Annotated in this window: 14 protein-coding genes; 8 read left to right on the forward strand and 6 right to left on the reverse strand. The window is 65.5% G+C overall.

Going from position 1 to position 15,024, the window contains the following annotated elements; genetic code table 11:
• The first annotated feature begins 63 nt into the window (after window positions 1–63).
• The 7 genes from KYN89_RS11535 to KYN89_RS11565 all read left to right on the forward strand — a co-directional run bounded on the left by KYN89_RS11535 (window position 64) and on the right by KYN89_RS11565 (window position 7,525).
• Window positions 64–1,359 (forward strand): efflux RND transporter periplasmic adaptor subunit, encoded by a 1,296-nt coding sequence (locus KYN89_RS11535; protein WP_248285192.1) that lies wholly within the window; start codon window positions 64–66, stop codon window positions 1,357–1,359.
• An 8-nt stretch (window positions 1,360–1,367) separates the two neighbouring features.
• Complete coding sequence (locus KYN89_RS11540) at window positions 1,368–2,057, forward strand: ABC transporter ATP-binding protein (protein WP_248285193.1); 690 nt, start codon at window positions 1,368–1,370, stop codon at window positions 2,055–2,057.
• 13 nt (window positions 2,058–2,070) lie between these two features.
• Complete coding sequence (locus KYN89_RS11545) at window positions 2,071–4,476, forward strand: ABC transporter permease (RefSeq protein WP_222825195.1); 2,406 nt, start codon at window positions 2,071–2,073, stop codon at window positions 4,474–4,476.
• 7 nt (window positions 4,477–4,483) lie between these two features.
• Complete coding sequence (locus KYN89_RS11550; RefSeq protein WP_222825196.1) at window positions 4,484–5,767, forward strand: TolC family outer membrane protein; 1,284 nt, start codon at window positions 4,484–4,486, stop codon at window positions 5,765–5,767.
• 72 nt (window positions 5,768–5,839) lie between these two features.
• Window positions 5,840–6,250, forward strand: a complete 411-nt coding sequence (locus KYN89_RS11555; RefSeq protein WP_222825197.1) for a DUF2946 family protein — start codon at window positions 5,840–5,842, stop codon at window positions 6,248–6,250.
• Window positions 6,251–6,324: 74 nt separating this feature from the next.
• Window positions 6,325–6,870: a copper chaperone PCu(A)C gene (locus KYN89_RS11560; RefSeq protein ID WP_222825198.1), complete on the forward strand. Its 546-nt coding sequence runs from the start codon at window positions 6,325–6,327 to the stop codon at window positions 6,868–6,870.
• Window positions 6,863–7,525 (forward strand): SCO family protein, encoded by a 663-nt coding sequence (locus KYN89_RS11565; RefSeq protein WP_248285194.1) that lies wholly within the window; start codon window positions 6,863–6,865, stop codon window positions 7,523–7,525. Before KYN89_RS11560 ends, KYN89_RS11565 begins: the two co-directional genes overlap by 8 nt.
• Before the next feature lie 23 nt (window positions 7,526–7,548).
• Here KYN89_RS11565 and KYN89_RS11570 read toward each other — a convergent pair whose 3' ends face one another.
• From KYN89_RS11570 to KYN89_RS11595, 6 genes are all read right to left on the reverse strand, one after another.
• Entirely contained in the window at window positions 7,549–8,913 is a 1,365-nt protein-coding gene (locus KYN89_RS11570) for an efflux transporter outer membrane subunit (RefSeq protein WP_222825199.1), read from the reverse strand.
• Between the two features lie 5 nt (window positions 8,914–8,918).
• Complete coding sequence (locus KYN89_RS11575) at window positions 8,919–10,037, reverse strand: HlyD family secretion protein (RefSeq protein ID WP_222825200.1); 1,119 nt, start codon at window positions 10,035–10,037, stop codon at window positions 8,919–8,921.
• A complete protein-coding gene (locus KYN89_RS11580) occupies window positions 10,034–11,719 on the reverse strand; it encodes an MFS transporter (protein WP_222825201.1) in 1,686 nt (561 codons plus the stop codon). The genes KYN89_RS11575 and KYN89_RS11580 overlap by 4 nt, the downstream gene beginning before the upstream one ends.
• Window positions 11,712–12,344 carry a TetR/AcrR family transcriptional regulator gene (locus KYN89_RS11585; protein WP_222825202.1) on the reverse strand — a complete coding sequence of 211 codons (633 nt, stop codon included), beginning with the start codon at window positions 12,342–12,344 and terminating at the stop codon, window positions 11,712–11,714. Before KYN89_RS11585 ends, KYN89_RS11580 begins: the two co-directional genes overlap by 8 nt.
• Before the next feature lie 143 nt (window positions 12,345–12,487).
• Complete coding sequence (locus tag KYN89_RS11590) at window positions 12,488–12,862, reverse strand: MerC domain-containing protein (RefSeq protein ID WP_222825203.1); 375 nt, start codon at window positions 12,860–12,862, stop codon at window positions 12,488–12,490.
• A gap of 29 nt (window positions 12,863–12,891) precedes the next feature.
• Window positions 12,892–13,482 (reverse strand): DUF1826 domain-containing protein, encoded by a 591-nt coding sequence (locus KYN89_RS11595; RefSeq protein ID WP_222825204.1) that lies wholly within the window; start codon window positions 13,480–13,482, stop codon window positions 12,892–12,894.
• A 171-nt stretch (window positions 13,483–13,653) separates the two neighbouring features.
• Between KYN89_RS11595 and KYN89_RS11600 the strand changes: the two genes are divergently transcribed.
• Complete coding sequence (locus KYN89_RS11600; RefSeq protein WP_248285195.1) at window positions 13,654–15,012, forward strand: alkaline phosphatase PhoX; 1,359 nt, start codon at window positions 13,654–13,656, stop codon at window positions 15,010–15,012.
• Window positions 15,013–15,024 lie beyond the last annotated feature (12 nt).

The following is a 15,024-nucleotide window of genomic DNA, read 5'->3' on the forward strand; positions in this document are numbered from 1 at the left end:
GCTGGATTTTCTTGCGATCATAGTGACTTAGGTCTTTCAGCCCTGTTCGGCGATACTGGCGACATGATGACGCACACAGCCGAACAGTCCAACAATTTGTCTACGCCCGCACCCGGTGCCGCGATGGATCGCAAGGTCGAAAAGAAGAAGGTGCCGTGGTGGCGCGACAAGCGTTTGCTAATCGCCATCGCGGTAATCGCGATCGCCTTTGTCGGGTGGCGCGCGATCCCCGCGAGCGGTTCGACCAATGTCGATGCGGACGACATCCAGACAGGCGAAGTAACCCGTGCCGCCTTCGACGATTACCTGCCGGTCCGCGCGAGCGTGGTGCCCGCCACGACCACCCTCGTCGGTGTGATGAGCGGGGGTCAGGTGGAAGAGCTGTTCGTGCAGGATGGCGCGCTGGTCACCAAGGGCCAACCGCTCGCCCGGCTAGCCAATCCCGATCTCGAACTCACCGTGCTCAGCCAGGAAGCGCAGATCGCCAGCCAGCTGGGCGGTGTCGCGGGCGAAAACCTGGGTATCCAGCGCTCCCGCGTCGATCGCGCGGGGCAAGTCGCGGCGGCGGAGTACGATCTGGTCCGCGCACGGCGCGAGCTCGATATCCGTCAGCAACTGCACGACAAGGGCTTCGTCTCCGATGCCGGAGTCAAGAGCTATCAGGAAGAGGTTGATTACCAGACCCAGCGTCTCGCCCAGCTGCGCCAGGGCCGCGCCACCGAAGCGGGGATTACCGCCACACAGGGCCGCATGCTCGACGCCACCCGCGCGCGGCTACAGCGCAATCTCTCCGCCGTGCGCGGCAGCCTCGATGCGCTGACGATCCGCGCGCCGATGGCCGGACGGCTGACCAATTTCCCACTCCAGCCGGGGCAGACGCTCGCGCCGGGCGATCCTGCCGGACAGGTCGACAGCGAAGGTGACTGGAAGCTGGAGGCGGAGGTCGACGAATATTACCTCGGCCGGGTCGAGGTTGGTCAGAAAGCGACCACCTCCGATGGTGCAAAGCTGACCGTGTCCAAGGTTCTGCCGACCGTCACCGATGGCCGCTTCCGCGTCGAGCTGACCTTCGAAACAATGCCGAAACAGGATCTCAATCGCGGGCAGACGCTCGACGTGCGGATCACGCTCGGCGCGGCAAAGCCCGCGCTGATCGCCCCTACGGGCGGATGGCTGACGGAAGGCGGCTCCGCGGCCTTCGTGATCGATCCCGATGGCAAGCATGCCCGCCGGGTCTCCGTCACCCTGGGCCGCCGGAACCCGCGCCAGGTCGAAATCCGGTCGGGCCTCGAACCGGGCCAGCGCATCGTCACCAGCAATCTCGCCCGGGTGAAGGGCGACACCATCAATATCCGCTGAAAAGAGGGATGAATTTCGTGATCAAGCTCGAGAATATCGAACGCCGCTACGCCTCCGACGAAGTCGAAACGACCGCGCTGGTCGATGTGAACCTGGAGGTGGCGGAGGGCGAATTCCTCGCCATTATGGGACCGTCGGGCTGCGGCAAATCCACCCTGCTCAACACGCTGGGGACGATCGACCGGCCGACCTCGGGCCACTACTGGTTCGGCGACCAAGACCTTGCTGCCATGGGCGAGCAGGCGCTGGCGAAGTTCCGCGCTGCGCAGCTGGGCTTCGTTTTCCAAAGCTTCAACCTGATCGACGAGCTGACGATCGAGGAGAACATCGCGCTGGGCCTCGCCTATCGCAAGGATGTGTCCGGCAACAAGGCGGAGCGGGTCGCTGCGGCGATGGACACGGTCAGCATCGCCCACCGTGCGCGCCATTTCCCCCACCAGCTGTCGGGCGGCCAGCAACAGCGCGCCGCGATCGCCCGCGCGATCGTGGGCCAGCCGAGGCTGATCCTCGCCGACGAACCGACCGGCAATCTCGACACCGCCAATGGGGAGCAGGTGATGGACATCCTCACCGCACTCAACGCCGGTGGTGCGACCATCGTGATGGTCACCCACTCCCCCAGCCATGCCGATATGGCGAAACGCCGGATCGACATGCTCGACGGCCGGATCGTCGCCAGCGCCATGCGCGCGATCTGAGGAGGACGCATTCATGAACCGTTTCGCCCTGCTCTCGCTCTATCGCTCGCTCACTCGGCACAAGCTTTACGCCGCGCTCAATATCGGGGGGCTGGCGATCGGGATCGCCGTGTTTATCGTTCTGGGCCTCTATGTCCGGTTCGAGACCAGCTACGACCGCTGGATTCCGGATCACGAAAATCTCTACATGGTGCAGAGCGACTTCAACCTGCCCGGAAGCCCGTTCGACGGCGTGAGTTATCAAACGCCGTGGGCGCTGCTCGACATGCTCAAGGAGACCGATCCCGAGCTTGTCGGGACGAATATCATGCCTGCCTATGGCAGTGTGATCCGTGACGGCGCCGGGACAGCAGAGAACATCGCGCCCGCCGATCCGGGCTTCCTCGATTTTTTCCGACTGGAGCTGGCGGCAGGTTCGCGCGACGCGCTTAAATCACCGCGGAACGCCGTGCTGACCGAAGCTGCGGCCGAGCGGTATTTTCCCTCGGGCGATCCGATCGGCCAGACCATCACGCTCTCGCACGACGAAGGCCCGACCAACTACACTGTCGGCGCGGTCGTTCGAGATCTGCCGGCAAATACCCAGTTCGATTTCTCGATCCTGATCCCGATCGTCCAATCCACCTCGCCGACGATCATCGCGGAGGAGCGCAATCTGGGCGCCCTGACTGCGCTTACCTATGTTCGTCTCGAGACGGCCGCGGATGTGCAGGGCTTCCTGGAAAAGATGCCTGCTTTCATTCGCCAGCACGGCGACGGCATCGGCGAGAACCCCGATGAAATGCTGTCCTACGTGGTCGAACCCATTGCGGACTTTCATCTCGGGACAGCGGACAGCCTGCGCCAGACCGTTGCGACGCTCGGCATTGTCGGACTGGTCACGCTGCTGATCGCGCTCACCAACTACATCAACCTCGCCACCGCACGTGCGGGCCTGAGGGCGCGCGAGGTCGCAATGCGAAAGGTGTTGGGCGCGGATCGCAGCAAGGTGATGCGCCAGTTCATGGGTGAAGCGATCCTCACGGTCGCGATCGCATCGCTCGGCGGGCTGATCCTTGCAGAGCTCGGGCTGCCCTTCGTGAATGCCACGGGCGGGCTGTCGCTCGACATTCCCTACGCACTGGTCGTCCCTGCACTGGTCGTGCTGGCTATCGTCGCCGGCGCGCTCGCCGGTTTCTATCCGGCCATGGTCGTCTCGCGCTTCCAGCCGGCCGCCGTACTTGCCTCGTCGCGCTCACCGGGTGGCGGCAGGGGCGGTGCCCGGGTGCGCGAGGCTCTGGTGGTGTTCCAGTTCGGCCTATCGATCGCCTTCATGATCGGCACTGCGGTGATGATGGCGCAGACCAGCTACATCCGGAATGCCGATCTGGGTTTCGAGCGCGAAGGCCTGCTGGTGTTGAGCACCTTCAACGATCCTGGACTGGACGACGCCGCCAAGGGTACGCTGATGGCGCGCTTCCGTGAGATCCCGCAAGTCACCTCGGTCACCGCGGCGACGATGGCAGTGGGCGGCAGCGGCAGCAATACCGGCGAAAACATGGAATTGCCCGGCGTGCCCGGCCCCGGGCCCAGTGTCCGCAAGATCGATATCGGGGACAAGTTCTTCGAAACCTACGGCATCAGGACCGTGGCGGGCCGGGTGTTCAGCTCCGAATTCGGCCGCGACGATGCGACCGAAACGGAGGATGAAGGCAACTTCAACATCGTCATCAACCGCAACGCCGTGCCCGTGATGGGCTTCGATTCGCCGGAAGACGCGATCGGCAAGGTCGTCGGCGGAGACCGACCGCGCACCATCGTCGGCGTGGTCGACAATGTTCGCTACACCTCTGCGCGCGCCGAGATCGGGCCGACATTCTACGTCTACAAGAGCGAACTGCCCGATTTCGCTATCGCCACGCTGCGGTTCACCGGCGATCCGCGTCCCGTGAAGGAGGCGGTGCGCGCGGCGTGGCAGGAAAGTGCAGGAGCGCTCCCGCTGGGGATGGAAACCACCGACGAACGGCTCGAGACCTTTTACGAGGATGATGAACGGACCGCTCGCCTGTTCGCCATCGGTGCAGGACTGGCGGTGCTGATCGGGATGGTCGGGCTGTGGGGCCTCGCCTCCTTCAACACCGCGCGCCGGGTGAAGGAGATCGGCATCCGCAAGTCGCTGGGCGCTTCGGCAACCGATATCGTCAAGCTGCTGGTCGGCCAGTTCATGCGTCCCGTGCTGATCGCGAACCTGATCGCATGGCCGCTCGCCTATTTTGCGATGCGCACCTGGCTGGCAGGCTTCGATGACCGGATCACCCTCTCTCCGCTGTTTTTCATCGGGGCCAGTCTGGTCGCGATCGCGATCGCGGTGCTCACCGTCCTTGGCCAGTCGCTCCGCGCGAGCCGTACCGCTCCGGCATGGGCGCTGCGCCATGACTAGAGGCATCATGACAAGAGCCGTATTGCTCGCAGGGGTCGCGCTGGTGGGCGCGGCACCTGCGCAAGCGGACACGCTGCGCGATGCGATTGCGGCGGCCTACGCCACCAACCCCACGCTGGCCGAGGCGCAAGCTCGGCAGGAGGCGCTTGAGGAAGCACCCGAGCAGGCCCGAGCCGAGGGTCGGCCGACACTCTCTGCCGTTGCAGGAGCTGGTTATGACGATCTCGGCTACGGCAGCGCGGGTAGCGCCGATCTGCAGGCGGCGATGCCGATCTGGACCGGCGGGCGCGTAGCGTCCTCCGTTCGCGCAACCACGGCGGATGTCGCGGCGGGCGCACAGGTGGTGCGCAACAGAGAGGCGGCGGTGCTCCAGCAGGTGGTAACAGCATATGCCGACCTGCTGTTCGCGCAGGAAGCAGTCGAGGTCGCGCGGATCGGGATCGAACGGCTCAACCGGCAGGTGGGCGAGGCCCAGTCGCGCTTCGATCTGGGGCAAGCGACCAAGACCGACGTCGCGCAATTGCAGGCCCAGAGATCGAGCGTCGTCGCCAATCTCGCCGATGCCGAGGCCGCTCTTGCCAGCGCACGGGCCGCCTATCGCGCGGTGGTGGGAGAGGAACCGGGCGCGCTGGAGGACGATGTGCCCCCACCCGCAATGCTTCCCGCCGACCTCGCCAATGCGCGCGCCGATGCCGAGCTTGCCAATCCCCGCCTGCTGGAACGCCTGCGCATCGTCGACGCCTCCGAAGCCCGGATCGACCGCGCCCACGCAGAGGGTGCGCCGAGTGTCGAGCTTGCGGGGGCCTATGGCCGCGGCGTGCAAGAAATCGGCGGTGACCTGAGGGGCTATGACAATGCTGCAAGCGTCGGCGTGACCTTGCGCATTCCCTTGCTGACCGGCGGGCTGGTGGCTTCGAGAGTGCGCGAAGCTGAGGCGACTGCTCGTGCCGATCGCTACGCGGTGCGAGCCGAGCTGCGCGAAACCATGCGCGCCGTCGAAACGGCCTGGGCGACGCTTCAGGCAGCCGGACAGCGCGAGGAGGCAAGCAGGGACGGGCTGGCGGCTGCACAGATCGCGCTCGACGGGGTGCGCGCGGAGTATGAATTCGGCCTGCGCTCGACGATCGACATTCTGCTTGCCGAACAGAGTTATCGCTCTGCTCAGCTCGCCCTCGCCCGCGCGCGCAGCGACGTGCTGATGGCGCAGGCCGCGCTGCTCAGGGCGACCGGCCATCTCGATCGCGCAGCCTTTCTGGGCCAGCAAGGGGAGATTGGCACAATCCCCGGCTAGCGTCTTCTCCCTCGACGGATTTTGGCGCGACTGGCTGACAAAGCCACGGGCACGTTTTAGTGTGATCGGCCGATGCAGTCCTTGCGCGCCTCGATTCGGGAATACCGACACCTTGCGCTCGCGCTGCTACTGGCGGCGTTTTTTATCCGGGCGATAATCCCTGCGGGCTTCATGGTGTCCGCTGGCAGCGACACCGTTCTTTCGGTGACGATCTGTTCCGATGCCTCCGCCGGTCTCAAGCAGATGCAGCTGGTCATCCCGGGCAAGAAGCCGGCCAGCGGGCATTCGGATGGCATGGAGAAGGCCCAGCATTGCGCATTCTCGAGCCTCGCAAAGGCTGCCGACGGTGCGGCCGATGCCGCACTGCTGGCGCTCGCCTTCGCCTTCATCCTCGTGCTTGGCCTGGCGCCGGTGCGGCGGCTTGCGTTTCAGCGAAACTCCTACCTCCGACCGCCGCTGCGCGGCCCTCCGGCAGCAGCCTGACAATCCTAGCCTGACCTGTCGGTTCTGCCGTCGCGCGCCCGGAATGCGCAGCGCGGCCTTTCGGAGTATAGAAAATGCAATTCAAGACGACCCAACCGCTGGGGCGGACCATCCACGCTGGCTTTGCCGCTGCTGGCGCCGCAGCGCTGATCCTCTCGATCGGAGCGTGCAGCTCGCAATCCCAGCCTGAGGGCGCGGCAAGCGAAAACGCCAGCAGCGAGCTCGTCATCACCGCCCCCTGGTCGCGCGAAACCGCGAAGGGCCAGGACGCGGGCGGCGCCTTCATGACCATCGCCAACGAGGGCAGCGGTGCCGACCGGCTGACCGGCGGATCGACCCCGGTGGCGGGCGATGTGCAGATCCACACGGTCGACATGACCGACGGCGTGATGCGCATGCGTCAGCTGTCCGATGGACTGGAGATACCTGCAGGCGACACGGTCACGCTGAAGCCGGGCAGCTTCCACATTATGCTGATGGGCCTGAAGCGCCCGCTGGAACGGGGCGAAACCGTTCCCTTGACGCTCACCTTCGAAAAGGCCGGGCCGGTCGAGGTGGAACTCATCGTCGAGCCGGTCGGCTCTCAGGGGCCTGATGGGGCGGGAGGGGTCGATGAGTGATCCGTTTCCTGAGCTCGAAGAAGAGCAGACGCCGGAAGAACGCGCGGCGGGTTTGAGAACCTTCCGGATGATCGTCTGGCTGTTCGTGGCGCTAGTCGCCGGGATGGGTCTGTTCGCGCTGTTCGGGCCGGCCAGGCAGCCTGCGCCTGATCAACCGGCCGGTTATGCCGACACAGTGGGCGGTGCATTCTCACTCACCGCCGCGGATGGTTCGACCGTCACCGACCAGACACTGAAGGGAAAGCCGTTTGCGATCTTCTTCGGTTTCACCCGATGCCCGGACGTGTGTCCGACCACGCTCGCGAGCCTCGCCAAACTTCGCAAGCAGATGGGTGAGGATGGCGACAAGTTCCGGATCGTGTTCGTCTCGGTCGATCCGGGATATGACAGTCCGGAAGATATCGGGCGCTATGTCGACCTGTTCGGCACGCCGATTATCGGCCTGACCGGCTCGGACGAGGAAATCGCCAAGGTCACCAAGGCCTACCACGCCTTCTACAAGAAGGTACCGACCGATGGCGACGACTACACCATCGACCACACCGCGTCGGTCTACCTGATGGATGCCGAGGGCAAGCTGCGCTCGACCATCGACTATCACGAGGATCCGAAGACCTCGCTCGCCAAGCTGGAGCGGCTGGTCGATCAGACGTAAGCAGGTTCGGCGGTGTCCCGCGACTAGCGCGGGGCGCCGCCGACCGCCTGATACAGCCCCACCAGCGTGGTCAGTTCGTCGGCCTTCGCCTGAACCAGCGAGAGTTCGACCCCGAGCAGCGCGCGCTGCGCATCGACCTGCTCGATATAGGGCGTGTATCCGGCGCGGTAACGGTTGCGCGCATGGCGCAGCGCATCCGCGACCGCGCTCTGCTGTGCCTCCAGCGCGGTCTGCTGTTCGCCGAGATTGGCCAGGATTGCCATGCGATCCTCCACCTCGCGGAAGGCCCCGAGCACGGTGGAGCGATAGGCCCACGCAGCCTGATCGCGCTGCGCAGTCGCTCCGTCGAGCTGGGCTTGCAGCCGCCCGCCCTGGAAGATCGGCGCGAGGATGCTTCCGCCGAGCGACCAGACGCTGATCGGATCGGCAAGCAGATCGGAGAGGGCCAGCCCCGCGCTCGCCCCCAGATCGATCGACGGCATGAAATCGGCGCGCGCGACGCGCATCTTGGCATCGGCTGCGGCAATCCGGTATTCCGCCGCCGCGATATCCGGCCTGCGGCGCAGAAGTTCCGAAGGGAGCGTTGCGGGCGGCGCCGGGGCGACCAGTTCGTCCAGCGTCCCGCCGCGCTCGATGCCGCCGGGCAGCTCCCCAGTCAGGACCGAGAGCGCATTCTCCTGCCGCGCAATCTGCGCCTTCAATTGCGGGACCAGCTGCGCGGTCGCCTGATATTCGGCCTCCGCCTGCCGCAAGGGCAGCTGCGAGGTATAGCCGACCTCGGCACGGTCGCGGGCGAACTTGAGCGCCTCCTGACGCGCCGCCAGCGTATCTTCCAGCACCGCGAGCCGGGCATCCAGCGCGAGCAGCGTGATATAGCCCGTGGCGGTGGCAGCACTCACTGCGAGGCGAGCGGCTTCCTCAGCCGCAGCGCTCGCCGCGACGCCCGCCTCTGCCGCATCGACCCGCGCGGCGTTCTTGCCGAACGGGTCGAGTTCGTAGGAGGCGCGAAAGGTCGGCTGGGCCGCAACCGACTCCTGTGGCCGCCCCAGCGCCGAAACCTCGCGCTGCACGCCGCCTTCGACGCCCACGCCAAGCGATGGCAGCAGGTACCCGCGTGAAGCCTGTTCGGTCGCGCGTGCCTCATCCACCCGTGCCGCCGCGATGCGGACATCGGGATTGTTGAGCCGCGCCTGCTCGACAAGGCGCGAGAGCTGCGGATCGCCGAAACTCTCCCACCAGGCCGCTTCGACCGGGGCGCTCGCACCAAGCTGGGTACGCCATTCGATTGGCGGCGTCACAGCGGTGCCAACAGGAGCGTCCTGCAAGGTTGGCGCGCAGGCTGACAGAGCGAGCGCGGATGTGAACAGAAGGGCAAGAGACTTGCGCATGGCGATCACTCCTTAGTGTGAACGGTTGCGACGACCGACATGCCAGGCCCCAGCCGCTCGGCAGCCTTCTGGCCCTTGTCGAGCACGATGCGCACCGCGATGCGCTGCGGCACCTTCACGAAATTGCCCGCGCCCGTGTCCGGCTTAACGATGCTGAATTCGCTGCTGGCGGCAGGCGCGATGCTCTGCACCCGGCCGGTCAGTTCCAGCCCGCCGAGCGCATCGACTTCCAGCGTGGCGCGCTGGCCCACCGCCATGTCGGCGGTCTGGGTTTCCTTGAAGTTCGCGACCACCCACAGCTCGTCCGGCACGATGTACATCAGCTGCGTCCCCGCGCTGACGAGCTGGCCGACACGGGCGGTAATCTCGCTCAGGCGGCCCGAACGCGGCGCGCGGATTTCGGTGCGGGAAAGCTCGATCTCGGCGAGGTCTTTCGATGCCTCGGCACCGGCAACCTGCGCTTCCAGCCCACCGCGTCCGACCGTGACCGAGCGCACGTTCTCGGCAGCGATAGCCCGCTGGGCCTCTGCCTGCTGCACACCTGCCTGCGCCTGCTGCAAGGCGGCGCGCGCCTGATCGCGCTCGCGCAGAGAGACCGATCCTTCGTCGACCAGTTCGGCGATGCGGTTCATGTCCGCCTGCGCCTTTTGCAGCGCGGCGCGCGCGCTCGTCACCGCAGCGGTCTGCAGCTTGAGCTGCGCCTGGGCGGAGCGCAGGCTCTGCGCGCTATTGGCCAGTGCAGCCTGCTGCGCGGCGGAATTCGCCGAGCCTTGCAGGACCTTCTGCTGGAAGGGCGCATCGTCGATCCGCGCCAGCAGATCGCCCTTTTCGACCCGCTGGAAATCGGTGACGGGCACTTCGGTCAGATAACCGGCGACCTGCGGGCTCACCACCGTCGTACGGCCGCGCACATAGGCATTGTTCGTCGTCTCGTCGCCGCCGGCGAAGGGCGGGAGGCCCCAGGCATAAAGCGCGGCGAGCACGCCTGCCAGAATCAGCAGGACCGCGACGATGATACGTCGGCGCGAAGCATTGGGAGACCAGCCCTTGTCCGACTCCGCCTCTGCGGGCGCGTCTTCAACAACCTCGGGTTCTGGCTCGGTCTGGGAAGGGGAGTTTGTCATTGTCTGGTCCTTGCGAGCATGGCCTCAAGCGAAGCCAGTTCCTTGGCGAGCGGATTGCGCCCGCGTATCTTGTTGATGAGCCACGGCAAGAGCACCACGGCGAAGGTTATCGCGGCGAGCGTGCCGACGAGGAAGAACACATCGTTGAATGCCAGCACCGCGGCCTCGCGCCCGACCGACTGCGAGACGCTGGCGGAGGCCGCCTGCTGCTGCAGCGCCGGGTCCGACTGAACCGGCGCGATCCGCCGGGTCGCGTTCGAAAGCGCCTGCGCGAGCTGGATATTGCCCAACGTTAGCGTGCTTCCCGCGTCAATCAGGTGGGTCTTCAGACGGATCGTGTAGAAGGCGGAGAGCAGCGAGGAGCCTGCAAGTCCGCCGATCGACTGCGACAGCGAAAAGATCGCGATGAAACTGATCACGAACCTCGGCCCTGCGACCAGCGCGCGGACCATGCCTTCCATCATGATCGGGCCCATCGCGAACACCGCGGCGAAAGCGATCGCGGCCTGTGTCCAGTACACGTCCTGTGGCCGTGTCATGACCCCGGTTCGGGTGTCGGCAAAGGCGGCGATGCAGATCACAAGAATCGCGAACAGCACCGGACGCGTCAGATCCTTGGGATCGAGACGAACGACCGAGAGCACCATCCCGGCGGTGGTCGCGCCGGTCAGCACCCAGAAATATCCGATCAGCTGGTCGTTGCTATAGCCCAGTGCGGAGAACATCCCGCTCGCACCGAAGCCCTGTTCGGCAACCAGTACGCGCACCGTCGCGCCAATCACAGCGAGACTGAGGACCGCGCGGCTCGACAGCCAGCTCAGGTCGAGCATCGGGCTCTTGCGATTGGCCTCGATCAGGAAGCAGCCGCCCAGGCCGAGGATCGCGACGACCAGCACATAACCCAGCCACGGCGTATCCCACCACTGGATGCGGCCCTGGATCAGGAACGTGCAGAGCGCGCAGACACCGATGATGAAGAGCGCAATGCTCGGAATGTCGAGTGCCTCGAACGTGTCCTTTCTCTCTCCCGGGGGAAGCCGCAGGAGATAGACCATCCCGAAGCCCAGCAGCGACAGGGCAAACTGGAACTGGAACACGTGGCTCATATCGCTGTCGACCAGCAGCGTCGGCGACAGCGCCCGGGTCAGCGGGAAAGCGATCTGACTGAGGCCGATCGAAATCACCAGCCCGGCAACCCTCATTGCCGCCGGCAGCCCCTGCATGAGGTAGTAGATCGTCAGTGCGGACAGGCCGCTGGCCGTAATCCCTGCCACCGCGCGCGCCGCCAGTTCGGGATAATAGCCCGGGCCGATCATCTGTACGAAATTGGCCGCAACCAGCCCTGCCATCGCCCAGCGGACGAAAGGCTGGATGCCGAACTGCTGCCGCACGCGAAACAGCAGCATGCTCATGCACGAATAGGTCGAATAGAACGCCACGGTAAGCCAGCCCGACTCCACCGGCGTCAGCGCGAACTCGGCCTGAAGCGCGCCCGAGTTGGCCAGCAGGAAACCGTTCTGGCTGCCCCCGACGAGCCCGATGAACAGACCGATCGCAAGATAGGCCGCGCGGCGACGCGCCGGATGATCGGGATTGGCAGGCGATCCCGGGAGGATCGGCATCTCATGCGGCTTGAACCGATAGCTGACCGCGTAGTCGAAAAGGGGCGGGCGATCACTCACAGCGCAATGCTCCGTCGATCAGGGTGTCTTCGAGCGCCGCTTCGAACGCGCGGTCGTCCGCCACATTATCGACCAGCTTGGCGAGCCGCACGCGCCGGGCGACGGTACTCGCCGCTGCATAGATGAAATTGGCCACCCTGAATTGCAGGTGATGCACATCGCGCTCGCATTCTGCGGCAGCCGCCTGGGCGAGATCGAAGAAATAGCGGTGCAGCGGCAGGGAAAGTTCGTCGAGCAGCCAGTCGTTGCGCTCGGAATCGATCGTGATGTCGCGCAGCAGCAGCCGCGGCATGTCCGGGTGCGCAAGCTGGTAATCGATGAAGGCCCTCATCGCGTGACGCAGACGTTCGCGGGCGGACCTGGCTTGCGTCTCGACAAGCGCCTGATCGAGCGCCGCGTGGAGATCCTTCGCCGATTGCGAGACGATCGACTTCCACAAGCCGACCTTGCCGCCGAAACGATAGCCGATCAGCGCGACGTCGATATTCGCGTCGGAGGCGATTTCGCGCAGCGAGGTCGCTTCGTACCCTCTTGTGGCGAAGCGCCGTCGGCCGGCGTCGGCAATCGCCGCGCTCGTATCCGTATCGCTCTTTCTGGGCCGTCCCGGCCCGCGTCGCTTGTTCACTCTACGCTCCTGTCAGGAGCGCGATTTAGGAGGCGCCTCGAATATATTCAATAGGCGTTGAATATATTCGAGGCGCTGCTTCCCGACCGGCGGAAAGGGGCGAGAACTCCGCTGAAAGTCGCCAGCGGCACCGCCCGTGTCGATCAGTCCGACACCTCCGCCGAACGGCACGGTCTGGCACGGCTTCGCCAGTTGAGAATATGGGCCCCGGCAACCAGTGCCGCGCCAAGTGTCGTGAGCCCGGTTTCGAGCGCCAGAGTGTGGGCGAACAGACCCGAGATCATCAGCCCCAGCCCGGCAAAGCCGAGGACCAGCCGGCCCCCCGCACTGCCCGCACCATGCCGCGATTTCAGCAGGACATAGCTGGTCAGCGGCACCGCGATGAGCACCATGACGAGATGAAACCCTTCCGGCAGCGAGAGCGCAGTGCTCCAGCTCGGCAGGATGGCGATGGCCAGTGGGAAGACGAGGCAATGGATGAGGCAGGCGGTCGACAGCGTCACGCCGGCACCATCCATCGCCGCGGCGACACCTCTGCTACGCGGCCTCACGCGCCCGGCTCCGGGTCGATCCGCGGCGTATCGATCGCCAGCAGCAAGCGGCGTTCACCGGTGCCTGCGATGGGCGGGGAACGGTGCAGACAGGGATCGTGCCCCTCCCCGAACTGCCAGCCTTTGACCAGTGCGATATCGCCCGCATCGATACTCCACACCTCCCCGTCCGGCACATTTCCGCAGGCGAATTGCGTGCCGCGCCCCGCATAGGTGGTGATAAGCCGCAGGTCGGTGAAATCCGCGTGGAGCTTGCGGCAGGAATCATCATCGACCAGCTCGAGCCGCAGGCGGACCTCTTCGCAGAGCATCAACGCCGCGAGGCGGGTGGCTAGCATGGCGATATCCTCCGCCAGCGCACCGGGCAGATCGCCGAGTGCGGCGGCCGCGCGATCGGGCGCACCGCTCGCGCGCCACGTAAACGGATCGCGCGTCAGCACATGCCCGTCGCACAGCGGCACCGCTCGGCGCTGCACGACCAGCGGATGTTCCGGTCGCCGTATCGCGCTCCAGTCATCGGTGAAACACGCGTAGTCGGTGGCGTTCGAGGGCGATGGCGGAAGAGGCAGAGATGCGGCAACTTGCATGATCGGGCGATTTTCTTTCAACACTGGTGTTGGCTCGGCATCCGTCGGGATGCGCCGAGATGTGCGAGCTGCTAGATGTGATATTATATCATCAATTTCAAGCTGCGATCGTGCTCATTTTCGGTTATGGCGCGTGCCACCGATTCCCCATCCCGCTCACAGGAAGACCCGATGCCCCCGATCCAGACAGCGCCGATCCAGACCGACCGCCGCAAGTTTCTCGTCGGAACCGGGGCCGCTTTCGGCGCCCTGCTGGCGAGCGGCTGCACCACCAACAGGATGGTTACGGCAGCCGGCACCGCAAGCGTTCCCGCCTACGGCCCGCTGCAACCCGACCCTGCCGGAATGCTCGATCTGCCTTCCGGCTTCTCGTACCGGCTGCTGTCCAGCCTCGGCGAGGCCATGAGTGATGGCGGGACCGTGCCTGACAAGGCCGACGGCATGGGCTGCTTCGACCTCGGCAATGGTGAGATCGCCCTCGTGCGAAACCACGAACTGGTTCCGGGCGACGGCGCGGGTGGGCCGATCGCCAGGGGCTTCGGCACCCGTAATGGCGAGATCGTACCCGGTGGGACGACCAATATCGTGCTCGACGCGAACACACTGGAGGTAAAGCGCCAGTTTCGCACGCTGGGCGGCACGATCCGCAATTGCTCGGGCGGGGTCACGCCGTGGAACACCTGGCTGACGTGCGAGGAATCGCCGACCGGCCCCGGCCAGCGCTATGGCGAGGGCTTGGCGCAAAATCACGGCTGGGTGTTCGAAGTGCCCGCCAATGCCTCGGGACTGGTCGATCCCGTCGCGCTGACCGCGATGGGACGCTTCAACCACGAGGCTGCCTGCTTCGATCCGGAGACGGGGATGGTCTACATGACCGAGGACCGCGACGATGGCGTGCTCTATCGTTTCATCCCGAAGGAACGCGGCAATCTGCCCGCGGGCGGACGGCTGCAGGCTATGGTGATCGACGGCCTCGCCGATACCCGCAACTGGGATGCGCCGGGCATGCAGGTGCAAAAGCTGTACGAAGCGCGCTGGATCGACCTCGACGACGTAGACGCTCCGCTGGACGACCTGCGCATCCGCGCGGTCGCGAAGGGCGCGGCGCTGGTCGCACGCGGCGAAGGCATCCACATGGGCACCGACGACCTGTTCGTGTGCTCGACCAGCGGTGGGCAGAAGGGGCTCGGGCAGATCTTCCGCTTCGTCCCCGGTCGCGGACGCGGGCCGGACACGGTGGAGCTGTTCTTCGAGAGCGAAAGCGAGGATCAGTTCAATTTCGGCGACAACCTGACCGTTTCGCCCAACGGCCACCTGATCGTGTGCGAGGATCAGTATACCGATGTGGTCGACAATCACCTGCGCGGCATTACGCCCGATGGCCGCGCCTATGATTTCGGCCGGCTGACCATGCAGACCGAACTGGCCGGGGCCTGCTTCTCACCCGACGGCAAATGGCTCTTCGTAAACGCCTACTCGCCCACGCGCACCGTGGCGATCACGGGACCATGGGATCGGTTCATGACCTGAGGCGGATCACTC

Origin of the sequence: Alteriqipengyuania abyssalis (genome assembly GCF_019857185.1) — a bacterium.
Lineage (GTDB): Bacteria > Pseudomonadota > Alphaproteobacteria > Sphingomonadales > Sphingomonadaceae > Alteriqipengyuania > Alteriqipengyuania abyssalis.